The organism is Pseudomonas sp. MT92, assembly GCF_058792515.1.
In genome coordinates, this window is record NZ_JBXAFA010000007.1 from 205,544 (window position 1) to 226,918 (window position 21,375).

The window sequence follows — 21,375 nt, forward strand, 5'->3', positions numbered from 1 at the left end:
CACCCAACCTCCCAATTAGAAAAAAAACTGTTGAGCCTTGAGTAGGAGATAACCTGTGGAACGCGAATACATGGAATTCGACGTCGTCATCGTCGGTGCCGGCCCCGCTGGTCTTTCCGCTGCCTGCCGATTGAAGCAGAAGGCCGCCGAAGCCGGTAAGGAAATCAGCGTCTGCGTGGTCGAAAAAGGCTCCGAGGTCGGTGCTCACATCTTGTCTGGTGCCGTGTTCGAACCACGGGCCCTGAACGAATTGTTCCCGGACTGGAAAGCACTCGGCGCGCCGCTGAACACGCCGGTCACCCGCGATGACATCTTCGTACTGAAAAACGCCGAAAGCGCGCAGAAAGTCCCTGACTTCTTTGTGCCCAAGACCATGCACAACGAAGGCAACTACATCATCTCCCTGGGCAACCTGTGCCGCTGGCTGGCCCAGCAGGCCGAGAACCTGGGCGTGGAAATCTACCCGGGCTTCGCCGCCCAGGAAGCCCTGTTCGACGAGAACGGCGTGGTTCGCGGGATCATCACGGGCGATCTGGGCGTTGACCGCGAAGGTCACCCGAAGGAAGGCCTGTACACCCCAGGCATGGAACTGCGTGGCAAGTACACGCTGTTCGCCGAAGGTTGCCGCGGCCACATCGGCAAGCAGCTGATCAAACGTTTCAACCTCGACAGCGATGCAGACGCCCAGCACTACGGCATCGGTCTGAAAGAAATCTGGGAAGTCGACCCGGCCAAGCATCAGCCAGGCCTGGTGGTCCACACCGCCGGTTGGCCGATGGACATCATGGGCACCGAGAACACCGGTGGCTCGTTCCTCTATCACCTGGAAAACAACCAGGTGGTGGTCGGCCTGATCGTCGACCTGTCCTACAGCAACACTTACCTGTCGCCGTTCGACGAGTTCCAGCGCCTCAAGCATCACCCGGTGCTCAAGCAATACCTGGAAGGCGGCAAGCGCATCAGCTACGGCGCGCGCGCCATTTGCAAGGGCGGCCTGAATTCGCTGCCGAAAATGGTCTTCAAGGGCGGCGCGCTGATCGGTTGCGACCTCGGCACCCTGAACTTCGCCAAGATCAAAGGCAGCCACACCGCGATGAAGTCCGGCATGCTGGCCGCCGAATCCGTGGCCGACGCGCTGTTCGCTGATCTGGACGGCACTGCAGAACTGACCAGTTACGTCGATGCGTTCAAGAAGAGCTGGCTCTACGACGAACTGTTCGCCAGCCGCAACTTCGGCCCGGCGATCCACAAGTTCGGCGCTATCGTCGGTGGCGGTTTCAACTGGCTCGACCAGAACATCTTCGGCGGCAAACTGCCGTTCACCCTGCACGACACCAAGCCGGACTACGCGTGCCTCAAGCTTGCGGCCGACTGCAAGAAGATCGACTACCCGAAACCGGACGGCAAGATCAGCTTCGACAAACTCAGCTCGGTGTTCATCTCCGGTACCAACCATGAAGAAGAACAGCCGTGCCACCTGAAGCTGACCGATCCGAGCATCCCGATCAACAAGAACCTGCCGCTGTACGATGAGCCAGCCCAGCGTTACTGCCCGGCCGGCGTGTACGAAGTGATTACCAAGGAAGATGGCGAGAAGCGCTTCCAGATCAACGCCCAGAACTGCGTTCACTGCAAGACTTGCGACATCAAGGACCCTTCGCAGAACATCACCTGGGTGACGCCGGAAGGCGCTGGCGGCCCGACTTACCCGAACATGTAAGCCGAACGCCTGAACAACGAGGCTCCCGAATGGGGGCCTTTTTGTTGCCTGCGATTTTACTGACGGCACAAAAAACCACTGTGGGAGCGAGCTCGCTCCCACAGTGGTTTGCATTCAAACCTTGAGACCCAGCTCCGCCGACAACCGCGCCGTGACCCCTTTGATCAGGGGAATCAACTCGGCCATTTTTTCCAGCGGCATATACGGCACGGTACTGGCGATGCTGATGCCGGCGACGATGCGCTTGCTGGCATCACGAATCGGTGCCGCCACGCAACGGATCGACGGTTCGTTGTCCTCCAGGTCGAACGCATAACCTCCGGCCACATACTCGATCATGCGCTGCTGAAATTGCTCCCAGGACTGCTCCGGGTGCTGCGGCCAGAACTGATTTTTCCCACCCGCTGGCAGGCTGACTTCGTACAACCGTTGCCACTCTTGCGGGGTGTCGTCGAGCATCAGCGCCTTACCGATGCCGGTACGCGCCAACGGCATGCGATGACCGACCCGCGAGCGCATTTCCGGGCCGTTGCGTCCCGGATTCTTGTGCAGGTACAGCACTTCGTCGCCTTCTCGGATCGCCAGGTGAATGGTGTCACCGGTCAACGCCGACAACTCATCCAGATACGGCCCGGCCAGGGTGACCAACGGCAGTTCTTCGCGCGCCTGAAACCCCAATTCGATCAGCTTCGGCCCCAGCAGGTAACCGACTTGCGGCACCACCCGCAGATAACGTTCGTCGACCAGGCAACTGGCCAGTCGATGAGTGGTGCTGCGCGTGGTTCCGATCAACCGGGCGATCTCCTTGAGATCACGGGCGCCACTGGCCACGGCCTGAACCACACCCAAACCTCGAAGCAGTGTCTGGGTGCCGGTCGGCGCGGCGTCCTTGGCGATTTTTGGGGCGTCTTCCTGCATATCCAGCCTTTACCGTTGAGCGAGTGAACGGGCGGCATTATGGTCGCCCTCCTGCTGCGACTACAACTTGATACGCTCGACCTTGCCCACCAGCAAAATGTAGGAAAGTGCACCCAGCAATGCCAGAACCGAGATGTAGGTGATCGCCGGGGCAAAGGACTCACCGCTGGCAAGGAAACCGATGACGATTGGCGTGGCAATGGCCGACAAGTTGCCGATGAAGTTGAACACGCCACCGGTCAGTCCCAGCAAACGTGCCGGTGCCAGCGTGGAAACCAGCGACCAGGTGATCGAAGCCAGACCATTGCCGAAGAACGCCAGGGCGAGGAAGGCAATCACCAGCGGCGTCGACTCGACGAAGTTGGCGCCGATGATCGAAGTGGAAATCAGCAGGCCACTGATGATCGGCAATTTGCGAGCGAAACCGACCGTGTACCCGCGCCGGATCAGGAAATCCGAAAAGAATCCGGAACACAGCACACCGACGAACGCCGCGAGAAACGGCAGCGATGCCAGCAAGCCGGATTTGATGAAGTCCATCCCACGGTATTTCACCAGGTAGGTCGGGAACCACGTCAGGAAAAACCACAGCGTCGAGTTGAGGCAAAACTGGCCGAGGTAGATGCCCCAGAGTTTGCGCTTGCTCAGGACGATCCCCAGGTCGGCCCAGCTGAATTTGGCCTTCACCTTCGCTTGCTCGGCCTGGATGTCCACCAGCCCTCCGCCTTCGCGGATCAAGTCGATTTCGGCCTCGTTGGCGCCTTTGAAGTCACGCGGTTCGCGATACACCGCGTACCAGATCACGGCCCAGAGAATGCCTACCGCGCCGGTGGTGACAAACACCATGTGCCAGCCGAATTCGTGCTGAAGCCAGGCCAGTAACGGCGTCAGGAATGCCAGGCCGACAAACTGCCCAGAAGTATAGAAACCGATGGCCGTGGCGCGCTCGCGTTCCGGGAACCACGTCGTCACCACGCGGCTGTTGATCGGATAGGCCGGCGCTTCCAGGGCACCGACGGCCATGCGCAAGACGAACAACGCGATGAAGCTGCCGGCGAAGCCAAGCATCACCGTGGCAATCGACCATAGCAGCAAGGCAGCGGTGTAGAGAATGCGTGGCGGAACACGGTCCACCAGCCAGCCACCGGGGATCTGCATGGCGGCGTAGGTCCAGCCGAAGGCCGAGAAAATCAGGCCGACGTGAATCGGGTCGATGCCCAGTTCGCTGGTCAGCGCCGGGGCTGCGATCGACAGGTTGCTGCGGTCCAGGTAATTGATCACTACCGTGATGAACAGCAGGACCATGATGAAAAAACGCTTGCGGCTGGGCGTCACCAACGTCGCCTGCCCGGTAAGGGTTTGCGGTTGCATGAGGAGTGCCTCTTCTTATGTTTATTGAGGACGATTGGAAAATTTGCACTGTCTCTGTGGGGGCGGGCTTGTCCGCGATGGCGGCGGCACATCCGGCATTGATGTGACCGACAGGACGCTATCGCGGGCAAGCCCGCTCCCACAGGCTATGTGTCAGGAGAAACTCACCACTCGGCAAAACTGCCATCGGCATGGCGCCAGATCGGGTTGCGCCAACGGTGCCCGATGGCTGCGCGTTCGATCACGTACTCCTCGTTGATCTCGATACCCAGGCCCGGGCCGTTGGGGATTTTCACGAAGCCTTTGTCGTAGTCGAACACCCGCGGATCCTTGACGTAATCCAGCAGGTCGTTGCTCTCGTTGTAATGGATGCCCAGGCTCTGTTCCTGAATGAACGCGTTGTAGCAGGCCGCGTCCAGTTGCAGGCAAGCGGCCAGCGCAATCGGGCCCAGCGGACAATGCAGCGCCAGCGCCACGTCGTAGGCTTCGGCCATGTTGGCGATCTTGCGGGTTTCGGTGATGCCACCGGCGTGGGACGCATCAGGCTGAATGATGTCGACGTAGCCTTCGCTGAGCACGCGTTTGAAATCCCAACGGGAAAATAACCGTTCGCCCAGGGCAATCGGCGTGCTGGTCAGAGGCGCCAGCTCCTTCAGCGCTTCATAGTTTTCACTGAGCACTGGCTCTTCGATGAACATCAGTTTGTAGGGGTCGAGCTCTTTCATGAGCACCTTGGCCATGGGCTTGTGCACCCGGCCATGGAAGTCGACGCCTATGCCGACGTTCGGGCCCACCGCGTCACGCACGGCAGCGACATTGGCCAGGGCCAGGTCGACTTTCTCGAAGGTGTCGAGGAACTGCAGCTCTTCGGTGCCGTTCATTTTCACCGCGGTGAAACCGCGCCCCACCGCTTCTTTCGCTGCCCGCGCGGTATCCGCCGGACGGTCGCCGCCGATCCACGAATAGACACGAATCTTGTCGCGCACCTGGCCGCCCAGCAGATCACTGACCGACACACCCAACGCCTTGCCCTTGATGTCCCACAACGCCTGGTCGATGCCGGCCAGTGCGCTCATGTGGATCGCGCCGCCACGGTAGAAGCCGCCGCGATAGAGCACGGTCCAGATGTCTTCGATGTTGCGTGGGTCTTTGCCGATCAGGTAGTCGGACAATTCCTCGACGGCGGCCGCCACGGTGTGGGCACGGCCTTCGACCACGGGCTCGCCCCAACCGGTGACGCCCTCGTCGGTTTCGACCTTGAGGAAGCACCAGCGCGGCGGAACGATGAAGGTGGTCAGTTTGGTGATTTTCATCTTCTTGTCTCTCTTGTTCAGATGCAGCGCACGCAGCGCCAAAAGTCTTAGCGAAGGGATTTCCAGGCAGCGACGTAGGCCTTGGCATTGGCCGCCACTTGCCCAGGGGTCATGCCTGGCTTGAACAACCCGGAGCCGAGGCCGAAGCCTTTGACACCGGCATCGATGAACACCTGCATGTTGTCCGGGGTGATGCCACCGACCGGTGCCAGAATCGTTCCTGCCGGCAACACCGCGAGCCATGCCTTGACGACCGCCGGCCCCATCTGTTCGGCCGGAAACATCTTCAGGATGTCCGCCCCTTCGGCCAGTGCCGCAAAGGCTTCGGTCGGCGTGGCGACACCCGGTGACAGGTACAGCCCCGCAGCCTTCGCGGCGCGCAATACCTTGGGATCGCTGTGGGGCATCACGATCACCTGACCGCCCGCCGCTTTCACTTGCTCGACCTGTTCCGGTGTCAGCACCGTGCCGGCACCGATCAGGCAATCAGCGGGCAAGGTGCTGCGCAGGATACGGATGCTTTCGTACGGCTCCGGGGAGTTGAGCGGCACCTCGATGACGCGAAATCCGGCTGTGTACAGGACTTCGCCGACGGCCGCCGCTTCTTGCGGACGCAAGCCGCGCAGGATCGCGATCAGACCGTTTTGCGCCAGTGCTTGTTTGAGCATGTTCAGAGCTCCAGTCAGGTTTAACGGGATGGGTTGGGCGTGATCAGTCCGGCGGCCAGCGCCAGTTGCCACAGCCCGCGTTCGGTGGCCTGTTCGACCAGCGCCACCCGGGCAAAGCCGTAAGCGTCCAGGGCCCGGCTGTAACGCGTACAGAGTTGGGCGTTGCCGATGAGGATGATCGATGGCAGGTGCACACTGTTGCGCCGATGTCGCAGGACGCTGGCGAGGGCCGACAGTTCATGGCCGATCAACAGGCCGGACAGGTAGTCCGGTTGTGCGGTGGCGCTCAGCGCCCCCGTCAGCCCGAGGCTGCGAGCGCTGAACATGGTCGAGAGCACACCGGTTTCACCGTCCGCCGACAATGCCACCTGCACGCCGCGATCAAACGCTTCGTCATCGAACGACCCGCCGCGTTGCTGGGTACGCCCCAGAATGCTGTGTTCGCTGAGCACGGCGAAGACTTCGCCGGTCATGAACGTGTCGAAATGGACGATGCAGCCGTCGGCCACTTCCACCCATTTCGAATGACTGCCCGGCAGGCCGATCAACAGATCGGCGCCCGCCTCGTTCGACAGGGTTTGCAGCACGCCGAGCACTTGGGTTTCTTCGCCGCGCATCACGTTGGGCAAGCGCGAGCGCTGGATCACACCCGGCACGATGTGCACGTCGACACCACGAAGACTGCGTACGGTTTGCAAGGCGGTGCCGAGGGTGGCGACGTTTGCCGGCGTATCGCGGTAGGCCGCTTCACACCAGCCCTGGGCGCTGCCGACCATGCCACAGGCAATCACCGGCAGGCCGGGCTGTTCGTCAAGCCAGTCGCCGCATGCCTGGTCAAAGGCCAATTCAAAACCGTCGGTGCATTCCCGGCCGGCAATGACGCGCGGCGCCTTGGGCAGCTGCATGATCCCCGACGACAGCGAACGCTGTTCGAGCACTTGGCCACCTTCGGCCAGTTTGTAAGCACGTAATGAGGTTGTCCCCCAATCGAGCGCGATCAATTGCGCCAGCATCGCTTCACCTGTTTTGGTTTTTGGCAGTGAGTGAGCTGGACTATAAACCCTGATGGCGCAAAATCTCAATATATAAATATCAATCCCACATATTGAGATTAGACAAAAAAAGATCGCAGCTTCGCAAGCTCCTCGGAATGCATTCCCCTGTAGGAGCTAGCTGGCTAGCGATGGTCGTCAACGATAACGCGTGAAGCCTGACACCCTGCAGTGCTTCCCATTTCTTCGCGAGCAGGCTCGCTCCTACAGGGTTGGGCGCTTAATTACCTTCGGCGAACTCGCGAAGCACTTTGCCGTCCATGCGGTAGCGAACCCACTCCTCCTGTGGCTGCGCGCCCAGGGATTTGTAGAAATCGATGGCTGGGGTGTTCCACTCCAGAACGCTCCATTCGAAGCGCCCGCAATCGTTGGCACAGGCTATTTTCGCCAAATGCCGCAGCAGGGTTTTGCCGGCACCGCCCCCCCGCTGCTCCGGGGTGATGTAGAGGTCTTCGAGGTACAGGCAGTTGCTGCCCAGCCATGTGGAATAGCTGAAAAAGAACACCGCGAAACCGATCGGCAACCCGTCGCGCAGGCAAATCAGACCATGGGCGGTCGCACCTTCGCTGAACAAGCTGCGCTCGATGTCGGCGACGCTGGCAATGACTTCGTGGCGGGCACGTTCGTAGTCGGCCAATTCCGTGATAAACGCGAGGATTTGTGGCGCGTCACTGGGGGTTGCCGGGCGGATTTCGATCGTCATGGACGCGCCTTGTCAAAAGTTGAAAACGCCATACTAAGGCGGCACGCGATTTGTGGCGAGGGAGCTTGCTCCCCCGCCACAGAACACCGTCGCCACAGGTTGTTACTCCGGCTACGGCTAACCCTTGCATCGCGAACCTCGCACCCAAGATAGACGCCTTGCGTGATAGATAGATGACCTGCCAATTTATCGGGTGAAGGAACCACGTCATGTCTACCGCAACACCGCCTGTCTCCAGCAAGTTGTTCGGCCTGTTTTGCCTGGCCAGCTACCTGCTGTCGCTGTCTTACGGTTCGACCTTTTTGCTGTCGCTGTTGATCGGCTCTCGCGGTGGCAATGAGCAGGATGCCGGCAGCGTGATTTCGGCAGCGATGCTCAGCACTTTCGCCGCCGTAATCGTCTCCGGTCACTTGTCCGACTGGCTCGGCGCGGCCCGTTCGGTGGCGCTGTTCGGCCTGTTGCTGGTCGCCGCCAGCCTTGGTTTTGCCCTGACGCCAGGCTTCGGCCATCTGCTGCTGATTTTCGGGTTGTTGCTGGGGTTGGGTTGGGGCGTGTTCTACACCCTCGGGCCGATCATCGTCGCCAGCCTGGTGACGCCGGCGCAGCGAGCCAAGTATTTCGCCCTCCTGTCGGGCAGCATGATGACCGGCATCGGCAGCGGTCCGTTGCTCGGTCGCGCCGCGAGCGCCCTCGGCTATCCGGTAACGGCGGCGTTTTACCTGTCGGCGCTGGCGAGTCTCGTGGGGGTACTGCTGTTCTGGCGTCTGGACCGACACCTGAAAACGGCCGCGGCGCAATCGACCGTCGTATCGCGGATTTCCTGGCACGCCGCGGCCCGGGTGCTGTCGTCCAGAGCGGTGTTCCCGATCATCATGGTCGGCCTCGGTGGCTGCGTGTTCGGCGGATTGTCGAGCTTTCAAACCAGCTACGCGGCGCAGCGCTCGCTCGACTATTCGTTGTTCTTTCTCGGCTTCATGAGCGCGGCGATCAGCGGCCGCCTGCTGGTCGCCGGATTCGTGGTCAAGCGCGATCCACTGCGAGCGTCATGCCTGCTTTCGGGACTGATGCTGGCCTCGATCCTGATGTTCGGGTTCGTGGTCGACAACGGCTTCAACTACGTGCTCGCCGCCGTGGTGCTCGGGGTCGGTTACGGCCTGACCTATTCAGTGATCAACGGCCTGGCCGCCAATGAGACGCCGAGCGGCACCACCGCGCAATCCTTGTTGCTGTTCAGCCTGTCGTACTTCATCGGCGTATTCGGCTTTCCATTGCTGGCCGGGAACATCATCGTCGAACACGGCATGGCCACGCTGCTGCTCACCGTAATGGCGGTTGCATCGCTCAATTGGTTGATTACCGTTGGGCGCCTGCTCTGGCGTCGACTGAGCATGGCCAAGGCGTTGCAGCGCGCCTGAGCCGTCCGTCGCCCATCAGGCACCCATCGAGATCCGGGGCGGACTAATCAGGTAGGACTCTATTTATTGGAGACAACACCATGAGCCTGTCCCGGTTGACCGCCCTCGCCCTTGCTGCGCTGCTGTCCTCTAGCGCCTTCGCCGGGACCACCGGCCCCACCAACCCTGTGGAGAAACCCAAGGCCCCGGCCATCCAGAGCGCCCCTGGCATCAACACCGACGGTGCGGGAATCGACAACCGTTTGCCGCCTTCCACGGGGACCGATCCACGCACCCAGGGCAACGACCCCGGGCGCCAGCGCGGATTCGACTTGCCGGACACCGAAACACCCGATAGCACCGGCGGCGGCCTGGGCTCAAGCACCAGCGGTAACTCGGGCAAAGCCGGCGGAATCAGCCAATAGCGGCCACCCCTGAAAGCAGGATCGCTGTCCAGCTTTCGGGGTGCAGATCAGCTATCGCGAATCGCCTTCAGGAGCCGGCTTGCCAACGATGGCGGCAGATCAACGGCTAGAGCCAACGCCCATCAACGCATCCACTTCAGCCGCCCCTGGCGAAGTCGCAGGCCCCCAGCGTGTCACCGCCAAAGCCGCCGCCGCATTCGCCCGCCGTGCTGCATCAAACGCCGACAATCCCTGGGCCAGCCCCGCCACGAACACCCCGGCATGGGCATCGCCCGCGCCATTGCTGTCCACCGCGTCGACCTTGAAGCCCGGCACATGCCGACGCTCAGAACCCTGGCTGATCCAGCAGCCTTGCGGCCCATCGCGCACGACCATCAACACCGTGGCCGGTAGATGCGCCGCCAGGCGCGTCAGCGCGTCGGAGATGTCCGACGCCCCCGTGAACCTCAGCGCCTCGGCCGCATTGCTGGTCCATACGTCGATGCGTGGCAACAACGCCTGCATCAGCGGCGCATCCGGCGAATCCACCAACGGCCCCGGATCGAATACCACCTTGATTGCGCTCGGCAACGCCAGCACCCAGTCCACCAGCGCCTGGGCCTTGCCGACGTGCAGCAGGCTGTAGCCACTGACGTAGACATAGTCCGCCGCCTCGACCGACACGCTTGCCAGGTCTTCGGCCGTCAGTTCGCCTTCCGCACCGATGTAGGAGACAAAACTGCGCTCGGCCGAAGCGTCGGTGATAGCGACACACAATCCGGTATCGCGCTCGGCGCGCTGAGCGATGCCGATCTGGATGCCCTCCTTGTTCATCGCCTCGCGCGCCAGGTCACCGAAGCGCCCGGTGCCATGCCGGCCCAGGTAGACCACCGGCAATCCGTTGCGACGGGCGGCGGCCATCACATTGAAGCCGCCACCCGCTTCGAAACGGGCCGATTGCGCCAGCACGTCGCCACCTGCTTGCGGCAATTTATCCACGGCCATGACCAGATCAATGATGACTTGGCCGGTGTGCAACAACTTAGGCATGGGCATTCTCGATCAATGTGGCGCGACGATCCTTCGCCCCGCCGAGTACCCGATAAATCCCACCAGCGACCACGAAGGTCACGATCCAGCCGAGGCCGTTATGGCCCAGCCACGAATCGGACAGAAAGCCTTTGAACCAGACGTTTTCCGCGGTAGTGCCAATGGTGGTGAAACTGAAACCGAGCACAATGGCGATGGCCCAGGCACCGAAGGCTCGCCATTCGACGCCGCCGCGATACCAGTAGGCGCTGCTCGGGCTGACATCCAGCAAGTCCTTGGGGCTGTAGTAGTGACGATGGATCAGGTCGACCACGAAAATCCCGACCCACGCGGTGATCGGCACTGCCAACAGGGAAATGAAGGTGATGAACGGACCATAGAAACTGTCGGCGATCAGCATGAAGTAGATCGAACCGGCGAAGATCGCGACGATGTCGACCACCACGGCATAGACGCGCTTGACCTTCAAACCGAGGGTCAGCGTGGTCAGGCCGGCGGAATACACCGAGAGGTTATTCGACAGCAGCAGCCCGCCGAATGCGGTGACCAGGTACGGCACGGCCATCCAGGTCGGCAGCATGTCGCGGATCGCGATGATCGGATCGGTAGCCTGGGCCAGGTCGTTATTGCCGACCGACAGCAGGCCGCCGAGGGTAATCAACAGCACCAGCGGAATGCCCGCGCCGAAGGCCGCCGACGCCACCAGGCGCACAGCCTTGACGCTGCGGTGCTGGTAGCGCGACATGTCGGCCCCTGCATTGGCCCAACCGATCCCGGTGCCCGCCGCCATGGTGCCGACGCCGATGATCATGGCGCTCAGTGGCGCAGGCGTGGCGTTGAATACCGCGCTCCAGTCGATGGTGGCGCAGAGGAAACCGCCCACCAGAATGTTCAGCGCGCCGAACACGTAGGTCGCCCACTTCTGGATTACCAGCAGCGTGGCGTGGCCGAGGCCGGACACTGACAGGGTCAGCAACACGAAAATCGCGATGAACAGCAGCGTCAACAGCGGTGCGCTTTTCGCTTCCACCGGCGAGCCGAACAGAATCGAACACAATGACAACAGGACGAACGCGGCGGTGGTGGTGTTGACCGTTTCCCAACCCAGGCGCGACATCAGTGAGACCAGGGTCGGGCCGATGTTGCCGCGTACGCCGAAGATCGCGCGCGACAGGGTCAGGCTCGGTGCCCGGCCTCGACGACCGGCGATGGAAATGATCCCGACCACCGCGAAGGAGCCGGCGGCTCCGAGGATCGCAACGATGATCGCCTGCCAGATCGCCAGGCCGCGAAACGCTACGAGGGTCGCGCCCAAAGGCAGGCCGAGGATGGAAATGTTGGCGGCGAACCAGACCCAGAACAGCTGCAAGGGATGACCGTTGCACTCGGCTTCCGGCACCGGTTCGATACCACGGGTTTCCAGTTGTCCGGCATTTTGCCCGGCGGTTGATGAACTCATGAGAAATGCTCCTGCTGCCTTTGTTGTGGTTGTGGGCAATACGGAAGTCGACACAACGTCTCGGCGTTCCTGGCCGTGCTCGTGCGATCCATTGCGGGTGATCAAATCCAATGTGCGGCGCGACTGTCGCGAGCAGGCTCGCTCCCACAGGGTCACTGCGATCCTGAAGTTACACGCTGTACCTGTGGGAGCGGGCTTGCCCGCGATGGCGTCAGCGCAATCAACGCAAAGCCAATAGCCCCTGCACCAGTGGCTTCAGCTCCAGATCATTGACAGCCTTGACCGTGTCGATCAACGCGACAGGCCACGTCTCAAGGCCCAGGTTTGCCCCGAGCATCGCGCCGAGAATCGCTGCGATGGTGTCGGTGTCGCCCCCCAGGCTGGCGGCCATGCACAGCGCTTCGAAGGCATTCATCTCGCCGATGGCCACTTGCTGCGCCAGGGCAAACGCTACCACCACCGATTCCTGTGATGCCACCGAAGTGCCAATCACGTCGTACAGCAGGTCGGCCAACAACGCCTTGTCGCTGTCGATGCTGATGCTGCGCGCCCAACTGATGCGCGAGGCAATGCGTCCGCCGGCAACCCAATGGCCATGGCTTTCCGCTTGCTGGGCGACTTGCTGGCCAAGGTTCAGCGCTTCCCCCAAATCCATGCCGTTGATCCCGGCCGAAACCACCGCCGCCACCGCCGCCGCGCTCGAAATACCCAGCGTGGTGTTGTGGGTCACCTGGCAGGCCTGGACCACGGCATCGATAAAACGCGCGGGATCTGCGACGTCGGCCGCGATACCGACCGGGGTGATGCGCATCGCCGCACCGTTGGTGGTGCCGTAACGCCCCGCCTCTTCCGGCGAATGACCGGCCAGGATCATTTCAATTGCACGTTTGGTCGATGGCCCGAGCAAATCCTGGGAGCCCCTGGCCTGCATTTGGGCTTCCCATTCGATCAAGCGCCGGGCGAGCAACGCCGGTTCGATCCAGCCCTTGCCGTCGATCAGCAACTGGCCGACCAGGATCGCCTGTTCGGTGTCGTCAGTGATCGAGCCCCTGGGCATGTTGGGGGCAATCGGTTGCAAGGGGCCGGCGTCTTGCAGGTCGGTGATTTCGCCGAAGCGCGCCTTGATTTCGGGGCGGCTCAGGGATTGGGTCGGCATGCCCAGCGCATCACCCAGGGCCAAGCCATAGAATGCGCCAAGCGCACGGTTGAGCGCCGTCATTGCGCCGTTCCAAACTGCAGGTGAAGACGAAAGTGCACAGGGTCGAGCAAGCTTTCCACCTGTTCCATGAAACGGTTTTGCCGGTCGTACGTGGTGCGCAAGGCTTTCAGGAATACCGTACCGACCGGGCGACCCAGCAGTTCGGCGTCTTCGGCGTTCAGCGGTTCGGCACCGATCCATTGATCGCCGCGTTCACCGATATAGCCATAGGCCGCCAGGGTGATGGTCAGGGAATTATCGATCAGACCGACACGCGGCAGGCTTTCCAGACCTCCGGTGGCGGGCATCAAGGAGCGTTCGAGGGAGACCAGCGTGCCGTCGTTGGAACGGCGGCGTCGGTCGAGCGTAATGAACTGGTCGATGCCGAAGCGCGACAGCAGGTCAGGACGGGTCACCGCCTCCAACCGCAGCACTTCGGTGTTGACCAGCGCGCCGCTGTCGGCCAGGGCCTGGGCCCAGCCGTTGCGCTGGTCGAGCACCACACCGTCGAAGGTGACGATGGAGCCGACCCCGCTTTGCGTCGCAATGTAGTTGCGCCGTTTCAACTCGGCCAGGGCTTCACGCAAAGTACCTCGGCTGACTTTGAATTCTTGAGCCAACTGATGCTCGCCCGGCAGATGAAAGCCGTCCTCCATGAGGCCGCTTTCAATGCGCCGGATGAGTTCGTCGACCACCCGTTGTTTCTTGTCGAATCGTACCTGTCTAATCATGTACAAATTGATACCCGAAACGGGTTGGGGCGGGCAAGGGATATTTAAGGGAGGTGACAGAAGGATGCGATCGTTCGCGAGAGCGGGAGTGAGTCAGTCATGCAGCCATCGCGGGCAAGCCACGCTCCCACAGATTACGCAAAAACCTGTGGGAGCCTGGCTTGCCCGCGATGGCGCTCGTGGGAGCAGCGAAAATCTCAGCGCTGTTTCAAACGGTCAATCACCACCGCCAACAGCAGGATCGAACCCCGAATCACATACTGGTAAAACGTATCGATGTTCTTTAGGTTCATCGCATTCTCGATGATCGCCAGAATCAACACCCCGGCAATCACGTGCCGGATCATGCCGATCCCGCCACTCAACGAAACCCCGCCCAGCACGCATGCCGAGATCACCGTCAGCTCGAAGCCCTGGCCGATCATCGGCTGACCCGAGGTCATGCGCGAAGCCAGAATCACACCGGCCAACGCGCCGATCAGGCCATGCACGGCGAAGATAATGATCTTGGTCCGGTCAACGTTGACCCCGGCCAGCAGCGCCGCTTCCTGGTTACCGCCGATGGCCATGGTGTTGCGGCCATAGGTGGTGTAGTTGAGCAACCAACCGAAGAACAGGAAGCAGACGATGGTAATCAGAATCGGCACTGGTACACCGAACAGTTGGCCATTGCCGAACACGAAGAAGGACTCCTGGGACACGCCCACCGCTTTGCCGTTGGCGAAGATGTAGGCCAGGCCGCGCACGATCTGCATGGTGGCCAGCGTCGTGATCAACGCATTGACCCGCAGCTTGGCGATCACGATCCCGTTGATCAGCCCGACGATCAGCCCCATGACCAATGCCGCACAGACACCGAGAAACACGCTGTTGGTGTCGCGCATCACTACGGCCGCGACTACCCCGGCACAGGCGATCACCGAGCCCACCGACAAGTCGAAATGCCCGGACGCCAGGCAATACAACATGGTGCAGGCGGCAATCCCGGTGGTCGAAATCGCCAGGCCCAGGCCACGCATGTTCAGCGGCGAAAGGAAATTGTCGATCAGCAAGGTGCAGAGCACGAAGATCCCCACCGCCGCCAGCAGCATCACCCAGTCATCAAGAAAGCGTCGCAGGTCCAGAGGCTTGCGCACGGTCGGCAGGGTTTCGTTTTGGGTTGTCATCATAGTCACCTCTCAGTTCGCCACGCCGTCAGCGCGTTGGCGCGGCAAAGCCAGTTGCAGCAAGTTGGATTCGTTGGCCTGTTCGCGGCTCAGTTCGCCGCGCATGGCGCCTTCGCACAGCACCAGGATGCGGTCGGAAATGCCCATCACTTCCATCAGGTCGCTGGACACCACGATCACCGAAATACCGTCGGCGGCCAGGTTATGGATGATCTGGTAGATCTCGGCCTTGGCGCCGATGTCGATACCGCGAGTGGGCTCGTCGAGCAGCAACACTTTCATTGGCATCGACAACCAGCGACCGAGAATGGCCTTCTGCTGGTTGCCGCCGGATAGAAACTTGATCTGTTGTCCGGCATGCGGCGTTTTTACTTTCAGTGCCTTGATCTGCTTGTCGGCGTTGCCCTTTTCCCACAGCCCGCGCAACAGGCAGCCAAACGTGGAATGGGCGCCGCGCGCACTGATGTTGATGTTTTCGGCAACGCTGGAGAGCGGCATGATGCCCTCCTTCTTGCGATCCTCCGGGCACAGCAGAATCCCGGCGGCGATGGCGTCGCGGGGTGAACGCAACTTCAATTCGTGGCCGCGCAGTTCAAGGCGTCCGGCGGTGTTTCGCGCAAGCCCGCTGAGCATGCGGAACAGCTCGGTACGGCCGGCGCCCACCAGACCGAACAGCCCGAGAATCTCGCCTTTGTGTGCCTCGAAACTCACCGGTTCGCGCAAGCCCGGCCCGAGCAGGCCGTCGACTTTAAGTGCCACCGCGCCACGCTGGCGGGGACGGTAATCGTAGATGTCCTGGATGTCGCGACCGACCATGCACGTGACCAATTGATCGTGGGTCAGCTCGCTCATGTCCTCGAAGGTGCGTACGTAGCGACCATCCTTGAACACCGTCACCGCGTTGCAGATACGGAACACTTCTTCCATGCGATGGGAGACGTACAGCACCACTTTGCCCTCGTCGCGCAGGCGAGCGATGATCGCCATCAAGCGATCGATCTCCCGCGCCGACAGGCTGCTGGTCGGCTCATCGAAGGCAATCACATGGGCGCCACGGGACAAAGCCTTGGCGATTTCCACCAGTTGCCGTTGCCCGAGGGACAGGCGTCCGACTTTTTCCTGGGGGTCGATCTCATCGGCCAGTCCCTTGAGGCAGGCCAGCGCTTGCTGGCGCAGGGTACGGCGATTGATCAAGCCGAAACTGGCTGGCAAATGCCCAAGGAACAGGTTTTCCGCCACGGTCATTTCCGGCACCAGGTGCAGTTCCTGGTGGATCACCGCCACCCCGCTGCCGATGCTGTCGGCGGTGGACTTGAAGACCATTGCCTGATTGCCGATCTGCAAGTCGCCGCTGCTCGGGGTATAGGCGCCACCGAGGATTTTCAGCAGGGTCGACTTGCCGGCGCCGTTCTCGCCCATCAGGGCATGAACCTGCCCCGGATGGGCGACGAAGCTGATGCCATCCAGCGCCTTCACGCCGGGAAAGGTTTTGCCAATCCCGTTGAAGCGCAAGCTGCCACTGCCACTCAAGGAACGGCCGGTGCGTTGTTGTATTTGTGTTTGCGCGTGCATAACCACCTCATGACACAGATCAGGCAACCCCGTTGCCGGGGCTGCCGATGAAATCAACCCGCCCTCAGTTCCACAGACCGATCTTTTCCAGCTCCTGCTTGAAGTTGTCGCGGGTGATCAGCGTCACGTCATCCATGGCCGTGTATTTCGCCGGCTCTTTGCCGGTGGTGACCCACTCGTACATCATGCTGGCGGTGTTGTAGCCCTCGATGTGCGGGCTTGGCAGCATCGAGCCATAGAAGCCACTGTCGGGTTTCTTCAATTCACCGATGGCATCGGTGCCGTTGATGCCGATGCCGATCACATTCTTCGCCGCGAAGCCGGCAGCTTCCGTGGCGCGCACGCCGCCGAGCACGGTGTTGTCGTTCATGCCGCCAATGATCAGGTTCTTCGCCGCGCCCGGCAGCTTCACCAGCGCCGAGTTGGTGGCGTCCATGCTGCCCGGCACGTCGAGGGTTTTCAGCGCCGAGAACAGGATGTGATCCTTCGGCATGCCGGCGTCTTCCAGCGCCTTGACCGAACCGTCGGTGCGTTTCTTGCCGGTGTCGAGTTCGTTGTAGGTGTTGATCACCGCGTAGGTGTCTTTCCAGTCCCAACCGCGCTTTTTCGCTTCGGTGGCCATGGCGCCCCCCTGCTTCTGGCCGACTTCGAACGCCGCCATGCCAAGGTACGGAACCTCTTCCATGAATTTGCCATTGGCATCGACGAAGCGGTCATCGACGGCGATCACTTTCAAGCCGTTGAGCTTGGCCTTGGCCATGATCGCAGGGCCGAGGGACACATCGGGCGGGCAGATCACAAAGCCCTTGGCGCCGTTGGCGGCCAGGCTGTCGATGGCCGACAGGGTCTTCTCGCCATCAGGCACGGCAATCTTGATCAGGGTGAAGCCCTTCTCCTTACCGGCCTTTTCGGCGAAGGCCCATTCGGTCTGGAACCACGGCTCTTCCGCTTGTTTGACCAGAAACCCGATTTTCACTTCCTCGGCCGCCAGCAGCGTACTGCTCAGGCTGACCGCAGTGACCGCCAGAGCGGCACAGCACAGGGAACGGATTGCACGACGACGATTCATAGGTTTTGACTCCTTGTTATTTTTGTTGAGCATTCTTCGAAAGCGTTCTTTTCAATCAATGGCGCGGTGAAACCTTATCGCTAAATAGTCATATCGTATGATGATTGAATTTCAGGCGCAGTACTGCGCCTGAAATCCTCAGGATTCAGTCGTGGTACATGACCGAGCGCCCACCATCGATGGTGATGCACGACGCGTTGATGAACGGCGCTTCATCGCTGGCCAGGAACACCGCTGTCATGGCGACTTCTATCGGCTGACCGATTCGTTTTGGCGGGTGCAGATCAAAGGCGCGCTGACGCTCGGCGTAAGGATCGGCAAAGCCGTTCCAGTAGTCGACGTTCAATTGGGTTTCGATGTAGCCCGGTGCAATGGCATTGACGCGAATACCCTTGGGCGCATATTCGATGCCCAGGGCACGGGTCAGGCCGAGCAAGCCGTGCTTGGCCACCGGGTACGGGAAGCAGCCGGGAATGATGTGGCTGGAATGGGTCGAGGCAATGTTGATAATGCTGCCGATGCCCTGCTCGATCATCTGCGGCAAAACGGCCTTGCAGCCGAACCAGGCGCCGTCGAGGTCGATGGCAAAGCAGCGACGCCAGTCTTCTTCGCTCATTTGCAGTGGGTCGCGGAACACATTGACCCCGGCACAGTTGACCAGCACGTCGATCCGGCCGTGACGTTCCACCGCCAGCCTGGCCATGGCGTGCAGATCCTGCTGGTGCGAGACATCGGCCTTGATCGCCACCACATCGGCACCTTTTTCCCGCCAGTGCGCCGCAACCTTTTCGACTTTATCCCCCTGAATATCGCTGATGATCAGCCTGGCTTGCTGAGATGCGAAGCTGGCGACGATCGCTTCGCCAATACCCTGAGCCGCGCCGGTGAGCAACACGACTTTGTTTTTCAAGCGCTCGCCCTTCGGCGGTTCGGGAACCGGGGGCAAGGAAAGAGGTTCAGCCATGGATCAAGACTCCTGTTCGAAAGCACGACGAAAACCGGGCATCCGTGGATGTCCGGTCAAAAGGCGTTGAGGCAAGAACAGGCACGCAAAAAACGTTTCAGCTTTGAAACGCTCTGAAGCACTGACTCCGCACGGGAAGACGGTGGAATATCGCTGCATCACTTCACCTGTTTTGTTTTTCTTAAGTGTGAGTGCATGTAACTGGTGAGGCCGACTATAAACCTGGCCCAGGGCAAATCTCAATATATATATTTATATCCCATATTTTGGGATTTATCCCGCAAAACGAGTGCAATGCTTTCCGGGGACGTCCACACGAATCGACAACACGGCCCCGTCCAGCGAATGCCCGAGCGGGCTCGCGGCACTGGTGATGTACAGGGTTTTAAGATCGGTATCGCCGAACACGCAACTGGTGGGGCGGCTGACTGGCAGTTCAATCACCCGATCGACTTTCCCGTCCGGGCTGAGCCTGAGCAGGCAGCTGCCGTCCCACCGGGCGTTCCAGATAAAACCTTGCGCATCCATCGCCGATCCGTCCGGACCGCCTCGCCCATGGGCTGCAAACCACGTCTGCGCCGGTTCGAGGTTGCCGTCGGTGCGGATGAAATGTTGATACAGCGTGCCATCGAGGCTGTCGCCGAAATACAGGGTGGTGACGTCATCGCTCCACAACAACGTGTTGGGAATGCCCAAACCGCGAAGCAGGGGCGTCACCCGGGCGTCGCGGTCAATGCGAAACAGCCCGCCGGTACGCCGCACGATGGGCAGGTCTTCGCCTTGTTCGCCGATATTGTTTTGCATGGTGCCGAGCCAAAGCCGACCGAGGGCATCGCAACGCGCTTCGTTGGCGCGGTTGCCCGGTTGCGGGTCGGCGACGCAGAGCAACGTCAGCCGCGGCTCCAGGCCGGGCGAATCCAGATCAAGTCGATAGACGCCACTGCTCAAGGTCACCAGCGCATCGCCGCGCTCACACGGAATGAACGCCGACACGTGCTCCGGCATTTGCCAGATCTGCACGTTGGCGCCGATCAGCCGCAGCGCTTGCTTGCCGGCGATGTCCACCCAGTACAGTGCCTGGGTCGGCGCATCCCAGAATGGGCCCTCACCGAGTTGCGCCCGGTGTCCGGTCACCGCAGTCCACGTCATGAAACCTCCTGCTTTCTTATTCTTTTCAGGTCAGAGCCGGTTTGCCGGCGCCCACAGGTTCTTCGTTTTCAGCTGGCTTTTTTGTCAGCCATGACCTGCGGGTAGTAGCGCTTGATCGCCAGGCCAGCGTTGTCGATCAGGGTCATGCAGGCCCAGACACCCCGCGCGGCATCGCGGGCGGCGATGGCTTGGGCCATGTCTTTATGAATGGGCAAGGTGCGACGCAGTTCATCAGGGTCGGCGGCAGACACTTCGAAACACACCGCCAGCAAGGCACAGAGGGCCGGCACCATTTGCTCGATGAATTGATTGTGGCTCGCGGCGAGGATGCACTCATGGAAGAGCTGGTCGGCGCGGTTGTAGTCGATGCCACTGTCCACGGCGCGTTCGAGCGCGTTGCAAGCCAGTAAAATCGCCTCGACCTGCTCGCCCGTCGCCCGCTCGCAGGCCCAGCGCACGGCCATGGGTTCGATGGTGCGGCGCAGGTCGAGCAAGTCATCGACGAAGTTTTCCGGCAAGCCGCTGCGCGACAGCCAGCCTACGACTTGCGGATCGAACAGGTTCCAGCGCCGTACTGGCAACACACGGGTGCCGACCTTCGGCCCGACTTCGAGCAGGCCTTTGGCGACCAGGGTTTTGATGGCTTCGCGGATGACGGTACGACTGACGCCGAGCTGCTCGCCGAGGTCAGCTTCGACCTTGATGGTTTCGCCGGGCTTCACTTGGCCGGTCGCGATCCAGCAACCCAGCCAATCGACGGTCGACGCATGAAAACTGCTGGACATGGATATCCCCAAAGCCATTCGCTAAGGTGGCCACGCTAATCATCATATGATTGACTGTCAAATTGATTTTTTGAACACACGCAAACCCTTTTGAGAGCGAGCTTGCTCCCATAGGGTTATGTGTCAGGGCTCAAGACCGATTCGAAAAAACTCCCCCCCACTCCACACGCCCAACCACCGCTGCCCCTCGATCTCGCGACTGACTGCCAGCTCAACCAGTTGGTAAAACACATTGCGATGGATCAGCGCTTCAAGGTTCGTGCGCACATGCACGTAAGGCGCCGGTTCCTGGGTGAGTGGATCGACCACCACACGAATCGGGTGTTCAGCACCGGCGTCGGTGGTTTCGTCGACGTTGGTGGTGAAGCGCAGGACCTGCGCCTCGCCCTCGCCTTCCACGTCCACGGCAATGGCCACGAAGGGCGCGTCATCAACCTTGATGCCGACCTTCTCGACCGGCGTGATGAGGAAATAATCATCGCCATCGCGGCGAATGATGGTGGAGAAGAGTTTGACCATCGGCTTGCGCCCGATCGGCGTCCCCAGGTAATACCAGGTGCCGTCGCGGGCGATGCGCATGTCGATGTCGCCGCAGAAGTCAGGATTCCACAGGTGGACCGGCGGCAAGCCTTTGGTTTTGGGGATTTGCCCCAACAGGTCGTTGGCTTTTTGCGGGCCACTCATGGCGA

20 protein-coding genes are annotated in these 21,375 nt (G+C 61.0%); 3 read left to right on the forward strand and 17 right to left on the reverse strand.

What is annotated here, in order from left to right; all coding sequences use genetic code 11:
- Window positions 1-55 precede the first annotated feature (55 nt).
- Window positions 56-1,720 (forward strand): electron transfer flavoprotein-ubiquinone oxidoreductase, encoded by a 1,665-nt coding sequence (locus AC1Q6D_RS15370; protein ID WP_103405744.1) that lies wholly within the window; start codon window positions 56-58, stop codon window positions 1,718-1,720.
- 114 nt (window positions 1,721-1,834) lie between these two features.
- On the opposite strand, the gene AC1Q6D_RS15375 is transcribed toward AC1Q6D_RS15370, so the two are convergent.
- The 6 genes from AC1Q6D_RS15375 to AC1Q6D_RS15400 all read right to left on the reverse strand — a co-directional run bounded on the left by AC1Q6D_RS15375 (window position 1,835) and on the right by AC1Q6D_RS15400 (window position 7,745).
- Window positions 1,835-2,638 carry an IclR family transcriptional regulator gene (locus tag AC1Q6D_RS15375; protein WP_103405745.1) on the reverse strand — a complete coding sequence of 268 codons (804 nt, stop codon included), beginning with the start codon at window positions 2,636-2,638 and terminating at the stop codon, window positions 1,835-1,837.
- A 60-nt stretch (window positions 2,639-2,698) separates the two neighbouring features.
- Window positions 2,699-4,009, reverse strand: a complete 1,311-nt coding sequence (locus AC1Q6D_RS15380) for an MFS transporter (protein ID WP_103405746.1) — start codon at window positions 4,007-4,009, stop codon at window positions 2,699-2,701.
- A 164-nt stretch (window positions 4,010-4,173) separates the two neighbouring features.
- Window positions 4,174-5,322, reverse strand: a complete 1,149-nt coding sequence (dgoD, locus tag AC1Q6D_RS15385) for a galactonate dehydratase (protein ID WP_047527021.1) — start codon at window positions 5,320-5,322, stop codon at window positions 4,174-4,176.
- 47 nt (window positions 5,323-5,369) lie between these two features.
- Entirely contained in the window at window positions 5,370-5,990 is a 621-nt protein-coding gene (locus AC1Q6D_RS15390; RefSeq protein WP_103405747.1) for a 2-dehydro-3-deoxy-6-phosphogalactonate aldolase, read from the reverse strand.
- Between the two features lie 20 nt (window positions 5,991-6,010).
- Entirely contained in the window at window positions 6,011-7,003 is a 993-nt protein-coding gene (locus AC1Q6D_RS15395; RefSeq protein WP_103405748.1) for a 2-dehydro-3-deoxygalactonokinase, read from the reverse strand.
- 259 nt (window positions 7,004-7,262) lie between these two features.
- The gene (locus AC1Q6D_RS15400; protein ID WP_056855912.1) at window positions 7,263-7,745 is read right to left on the reverse strand and encodes a GNAT family N-acetyltransferase; all 483 of its coding nucleotides are present in this window, start codon (window positions 7,743-7,745) and stop codon (window positions 7,263-7,265) included.
- Between the two features lie 209 nt (window positions 7,746-7,954).
- On the opposite strand from AC1Q6D_RS15400, the gene AC1Q6D_RS15405 reads away from it, so the two are divergent.
- Window positions 7,955-9,160, forward strand: a complete 1,206-nt coding sequence (locus AC1Q6D_RS15405) for an MFS transporter (RefSeq protein ID WP_103405749.1) — start codon at window positions 7,955-7,957, stop codon at window positions 9,158-9,160.
- Between the two features lie 80 nt (window positions 9,161-9,240).
- Window positions 9,241-9,564 carry a hypothetical protein gene (locus AC1Q6D_RS15410; protein WP_103405750.1) on the forward strand — a complete coding sequence of 108 codons (324 nt, stop codon included), beginning with the start codon at window positions 9,241-9,243 and terminating at the stop codon, window positions 9,562-9,564.
- 99 nt (window positions 9,565-9,663) lie between these two features.
- Here the strand turns inward: AC1Q6D_RS15410 and AC1Q6D_RS15415 are convergent, their stop codons facing one another.
- From AC1Q6D_RS15415 to AC1Q6D_RS15465, 11 genes are all read right to left on the reverse strand, one after another.
- Entirely contained in the window at window positions 9,664-10,593 is a 930-nt protein-coding gene (locus tag AC1Q6D_RS15415; RefSeq protein ID WP_103405751.1) for a PfkB family carbohydrate kinase, read from the reverse strand.
- A complete protein-coding gene (locus AC1Q6D_RS15420; RefSeq protein ID WP_103405752.1) occupies window positions 10,586-12,052 on the reverse strand; it encodes a purine-cytosine permease family protein in 1,467 nt (488 codons plus the stop codon). Before AC1Q6D_RS15420 ends, AC1Q6D_RS15415 begins: the two co-directional genes overlap by 8 nt.
- A 220-nt stretch (window positions 12,053-12,272) precedes the next feature.
- Window positions 12,273-13,271: an ADP-ribosylglycohydrolase family protein gene (locus AC1Q6D_RS15425; RefSeq protein WP_103405753.1), complete on the reverse strand. Its 999-nt coding sequence runs from the start codon at window positions 13,269-13,271 to the stop codon at window positions 12,273-12,275.
- Window positions 13,268-13,981 (reverse strand): GntR family transcriptional regulator, encoded by a 714-nt coding sequence (locus tag AC1Q6D_RS15430; RefSeq protein WP_103405754.1) that lies wholly within the window; start codon window positions 13,979-13,981, stop codon window positions 13,268-13,270. The genes AC1Q6D_RS15425 and AC1Q6D_RS15430 overlap by 4 nt, the downstream gene beginning before the upstream one ends.
- 197 nt (window positions 13,982-14,178) lie before the next feature.
- A complete protein-coding gene (araH, locus tag AC1Q6D_RS15435) occupies window positions 14,179-15,147 on the reverse strand; it encodes an L-arabinose ABC transporter permease AraH (protein WP_047538387.1) in 969 nt (322 codons plus the stop codon).
- 12 nt (window positions 15,148-15,159) lie between these two features.
- The gene (gene araG, locus AC1Q6D_RS15440; RefSeq protein WP_103406435.1) at window positions 15,160-16,719 is read right to left on the reverse strand and encodes an L-arabinose ABC transporter ATP-binding protein AraG; all 1,560 of its coding nucleotides are present in this window, start codon (window positions 16,717-16,719) and stop codon (window positions 15,160-15,162) included.
- A 64-nt stretch (window positions 16,720-16,783) separates the two neighbouring features.
- Window positions 16,784-17,788 (reverse strand): substrate-binding domain-containing protein, encoded by a 1,005-nt coding sequence (locus AC1Q6D_RS15445; RefSeq protein WP_103406434.1) that lies wholly within the window; start codon window positions 17,786-17,788, stop codon window positions 16,784-16,786.
- A gap of 145 nt (window positions 17,789-17,933) precedes the next feature.
- A complete protein-coding gene (locus AC1Q6D_RS15450) occupies window positions 17,934-18,752 on the reverse strand; it encodes an SDR family oxidoreductase (protein ID WP_103406433.1) in 819 nt (272 codons plus the stop codon).
- Between the two features lie 273 nt (window positions 18,753-19,025).
- Complete coding sequence (locus AC1Q6D_RS15455) at window positions 19,026-19,901, reverse strand: SMP-30/gluconolactonase/LRE family protein (protein ID WP_103406432.1); 876 nt, start codon at window positions 19,899-19,901, stop codon at window positions 19,026-19,028.
- 68 nt (window positions 19,902-19,969) lie between these two features.
- Window positions 19,970-20,686 (reverse strand): FadR/GntR family transcriptional regulator, encoded by a 717-nt coding sequence (locus tag AC1Q6D_RS15460; RefSeq protein ID WP_103406431.1) that lies wholly within the window; start codon window positions 20,684-20,686, stop codon window positions 19,970-19,972.
- Between the two features lie 123 nt (window positions 20,687-20,809).
- Entirely contained in the window at window positions 20,810-21,370 is a 561-nt protein-coding gene (locus AC1Q6D_RS15465) for a DUF1285 domain-containing protein (protein ID WP_103406430.1), read from the reverse strand.
- Window positions 21,371-21,375 lie beyond the last annotated feature (5 nt).

What these genes read in the sequence shown, in the direction of transcription:
- AC1Q6D_RS15375 (WP_103405745.1), bottom strand. Translation starts at nt 2,638, where the DNA reads ATGCAGGAAGACGCCCCAAAAATCGCCAAGGACGCCGCGCCGACCGGC.
- AC1Q6D_RS15380 (WP_103405746.1), bottom strand. Translation starts at nt 4,009, where the DNA reads ATGCAACCGCAAACCCTTACCGGGCAGGCGACGTTGGTGACGCCCAGC.
- dgoD (WP_047527021.1), bottom strand. Translation starts at nt 5,322, where the DNA reads ATGAAAATCACCAAACTGACCACCTTCATCGTTCCGCCGCGCTGGTGC.
- AC1Q6D_RS15390 (WP_103405747.1), bottom strand. Translation starts at nt 5,990, where the DNA reads ATGCTCAAACAAGCACTGGCGCAAAACGGTCTGATCGCGATCCTGCGC.
- AC1Q6D_RS15395 (WP_103405748.1), bottom strand. Translation starts at nt 7,003, where the DNA reads ATGCTGGCGCAATTGATCGCGCTCGATTGGGGGACAACCTCATTACGT.
- AC1Q6D_RS15400 (WP_056855912.1), bottom strand. Translation starts at nt 7,745, where the DNA reads ATGACGATCGAAATCCGCCCGGCAACCCCCAGTGACGCGCCACAAATC.
- AC1Q6D_RS15405 (WP_103405749.1), top strand. Translation starts at nt 7,955, where the DNA reads ATGTCTACCGCAACACCGCCTGTCTCCAGCAAGTTGTTCGGCCTGTTT.
- AC1Q6D_RS15410 (WP_103405750.1), top strand. Translation starts at nt 9,241, where the DNA reads ATGAGCCTGTCCCGGTTGACCGCCCTCGCCCTTGCTGCGCTGCTGTCC.
- AC1Q6D_RS15415 (WP_103405751.1), bottom strand. Translation starts at nt 10,593, where the DNA reads ATGCCTAAGTTGTTGCACACCGGCCAAGTCATCATTGATCTGGTCATG.
- AC1Q6D_RS15420 (WP_103405752.1), bottom strand. Translation starts at nt 12,052, where the DNA reads ATGAGTTCATCAACCGCCGGGCAAAATGCCGGACAACTGGAAACCCGT.
- AC1Q6D_RS15425 (WP_103405753.1), bottom strand. Translation starts at nt 13,271, where the DNA reads ATGACGGCGCTCAACCGTGCGCTTGGCGCATTCTATGGCTTGGCCCTG.
- AC1Q6D_RS15430 (WP_103405754.1), bottom strand. Translation starts at nt 13,981, where the DNA reads ATGATTAGACAGGTACGATTCGACAAGAAACAACGGGTGGTCGACGAA.
- araH (WP_047538387.1), bottom strand. Translation starts at nt 15,147, where the DNA reads ATGACAACCCAAAACGAAACCCTGCCGACCGTGCGCAAGCCTCTGGAC.
- araG (WP_103406435.1), bottom strand. Translation starts at nt 16,719, where the DNA reads ATGCACGCGCAAACACAAATACAACAACGCACCGGCCGTTCCTTGAGT.
- AC1Q6D_RS15445 (WP_103406434.1), bottom strand. Translation starts at nt 17,788, where the DNA reads ATGAATCGTCGTCGTGCAATCCGTTCCCTGTGCTGTGCCGCTCTGGCG.
- AC1Q6D_RS15450 (WP_103406433.1), bottom strand. Translation starts at nt 18,752, where the DNA reads ATGGCTGAACCTCTTTCCTTGCCCCCGGTTCCCGAACCGCCGAAGGGC.
- AC1Q6D_RS15455 (WP_103406432.1), bottom strand. Translation starts at nt 19,901, where the DNA reads ATGACGTGGACTGCGGTGACCGGACACCGGGCGCAACTCGGTGAGGGC.
- AC1Q6D_RS15460 (WP_103406431.1), bottom strand. Translation starts at nt 20,686, where the DNA reads ATGTCCAGCAGTTTTCATGCGTCGACCGTCGATTGGCTGGGTTGCTGG.
- AC1Q6D_RS15465 (WP_103406430.1), bottom strand. Translation starts at nt 21,370, where the DNA reads ATGAGTGGCCCGCAAAAAGCCAACGACCTGTTGGGGCAAATCCCCAAA.